This window comes from Aquiflexum sp., assembly GCF_977115555.1.
In genome coordinates this window covers 1-2,761 of the sequence record NZ_CDSBKL010000476.1, presented here as the reverse complement: position 1 = coordinate 2,761, position 2,761 = coordinate 1, and the positions used below count along the sequence as shown (strand labels likewise).

The following is a 2,761-nucleotide window of genomic DNA, read 5'->3' as shown; positions in this document are numbered from 1 at the left end:
GATAAGCCTCATAAATCCCATTCCACAAACCACAAAATTCCAACCCAAAAACACTTCATTTATTTTTTCCTTTACTCACCACACCTCCAAATCAAATTTTTCCCCTACCTTTGAATCCCATAAGAATCCAAACAATATTCTAGATCCTACCCTTCTTATGGGCAAATCCACCAAATATATCTTTATCACCGGAGGCGTTACTTCCTCTCTTGGAAAGGGCATTATTGCCGCTTCTTTGGCCAAACTCCTACAAGCCAGGGGCTTCACTGCCACCATCCAAAAGTTTGACCCTTACCTGAATATCGATCCGGGAACACTCAATCCCTACGAGCACGGGGAATGTTATGTCACCGAAGACGGGGCAGAAACCGATTTGGACTTGGGCCATTATGAGAGGTTTCTCAATACCCCGACATCTCAGGCAAACAACATCACTACCGGAAGGATTTACAACAACGTCATCACCAAAGAAAGAAAGGGTGAATACCTGGGAAAAACCGTACAGGTAATCCCCCATATCACGGATGAAATCAAAAGAAATTTTTTCAAACTCGGCGAGGAAGGCAAATATGATTTTGTCATCACAGAGATCGGTGGCTGCGTAGGTGATATCGAATCGCTCCCATTTATAGAAGCAGTAAGGCAAGCGAAGTGGGACATCGGACCAAACAACATCCTTGTGGTCCATTTGACACTTATCCCCTACTTGGCTGCTGCCAAAGAACTCAAAACAAAGCCCACCCAACATTCTGTCAAGCAACTTTTGGAAGCAGGTATACAGCCTGATATATTGGTATGCAGGACAGAACGCCACCTTCCTTTGGAAGTAAAAAAGAAATTGGCCCTATTTTGCAATGTGCAGCTGAACTGTGTCATCGAAGCCATGGATGCCGAAACCATCTATGATGTTCCTTTGCTCATGAAAAAGGAAAAGCTCGACGAAAGGGTCCTGAGCAAACTCAAGATGACTTCAAAAGTAAACACCGACCTGGAGCAATGGAAGGATTTTCTGGGAAGGTTGAAAAACCCCACACAGGAAGTCAATATTGGTTTGATCGGAAAATATGTTTCACTTCCTGACGCTTATAAATCAATCATTGAGGCATTCGTACATGCAGGTGCAGCCTGCGAATGCAAAGTAAACCTGACTTTGATTTCCTCTGAAGAATTGCTCCCTGAAACGGTAGCAAAAAAATTGGAACATTTAGACGGAATCCTTGTAGCACCGGGATTTGGAGAAAGAGGACTTGAAGGAAAGATAGAAACTGTTAAATTTGCCCGCGAGAATAACCTCCCTTTCTTTGGGATTTGTCTTGGCATGCAGGTGGCAGTAATTGAATTTGCCAGAAATGTACTTGGACTCAAAGGAGCAAACAGTACAGAAATGGATCCCAAAACACCTTATCCTGTGATCGACCTGATGGAAGATCAAAAAAATGTGGAATTGATGGGGGGCACAATGAGATTGGGTTCTTATGTATGCGAACTCCGAAAAGGAAGCAAGGCGGCACAGGCTTACGGAAAATCTAAGATCAAAGAAAGACACAGACACAGGTATGAGTTTAATAACAAATTCCTGGCGCGGATAGAAGAAAATGGGCTGATTCCTTCAGGAATGAATCCTGAGAGTCAGTTGGTGGAAATAGTCGAACTCAAAAACCATCCTTGGTTTTTGGGAACACAGTTTCATCCGGAGTATAAAAGTACTGTTTTGAATCCTCACCCTTTGTTTGTGAAATTCGTAACAGCTACTATTGACAACAAAAAATCAAATATTTGAATACCAGCCAAAATTAAGAGATAGGTAACAAAGGGTAAAAAGGAGTTTCTCCTTGATACTTTCTGTTACCTTTACTTTTCAAAAGGCATATACAGTAACAATATGGACAGAAACCAAGCGGCAGGCTTAATCTTATTTGCAGCAGTATTGCTGATTTATTCGATTTTCTTTGCTACCACTCCCGAACCACTTCCGGAAGAATTGAACAATACCAATGTGACGCAGACCATTCCCCAGGAATCCGTTGCTGTCGACACCATAGCGCAAGAAATTATCCAGCCTGACAGCATTCAGGACTTGATCGCCCAACGTCAGTTTGGGGTTTTTGCGCCAATGACCAAAGGAACAGCCGAGGAAGTGGTTCTTGAAAATGACCTCATAGCGGTTACTTTATCCACCAAAGGAGCTGAAATAGTCAAGGTGGAATTGAAAGAATTCAAAACATGGGACCAAAGACCATTGGTTTTACTTGACAATGAGACTTCGGATTTGAGCTATACCATTCAGACCGACAAAGGCCCGTTAAGCTTGAATGACTTCTATTTCAATCCTACGCTATCTTCTACCGAAGTGGAAGGAACCCCTGCATCCATCTTGACCTTTATCGCAAAATCCGGGAGCGGTGCGATTACCCGTACATATACCTTGCTAGATGGTGCCTATGTTTTGGAAAAATCTCTTGAGTTTACCGGACTTTCTAGCAACCTTAAAGATTCAAACGTTCAGATCAATTGGGATGACAGGTTGACCAGGCAAGAGCAGGATATCGAAGAATCCAGAAGAAAAACCAACGTCAATTTCTTCACATTGGCTGGAAGTCATGATTACCTTAGTGCTACATCCGAAGAGGACAATGAAGATGTGGCAGAGCCTTTAAAATGGGTGAGTTTCAGCCAAAGGTTTTTTACCACAGGAATCATTGCCGGAGATAATTTTAGCTCTGCCAAGCTAAACCAACAGACTCCGACTGACACCTTATCT

General features: G+C 42.7%; 2 protein-coding genes. Both read left to right on the top strand.

Annotation, left to right across the window (positions count from 1 at the left end; all coding sequences use genetic code 11):
- Positions 1–157: 157 nt before the first annotated feature.
- The gene (locus ACZFYI_RS18470; RefSeq protein WP_462525598.1) at positions 158–1,780 is read left to right on the top strand and encodes a CTP synthase; all 1,623 of its coding nucleotides are present in this window, start codon (positions 158–160) and stop codon (positions 1,778–1,780) included.
- A gap of 102 nt (positions 1,781–1,882) precedes the next feature.
- The coding region (yidC, locus tag ACZFYI_RS18465) for a membrane protein insertase YidC (protein WP_462525597.1) at positions 1,883–2,761 on the top strand (879 nt) is incomplete at its 3' end.

Coding starts and splice junctions, on each gene's coding strand:
- ACZFYI_RS18470 (WP_462525598.1), top strand. CDS start 158: ATGGGCAAATCCACCAAATATATCTTTATCACCGGAGGCGTTACTTCC.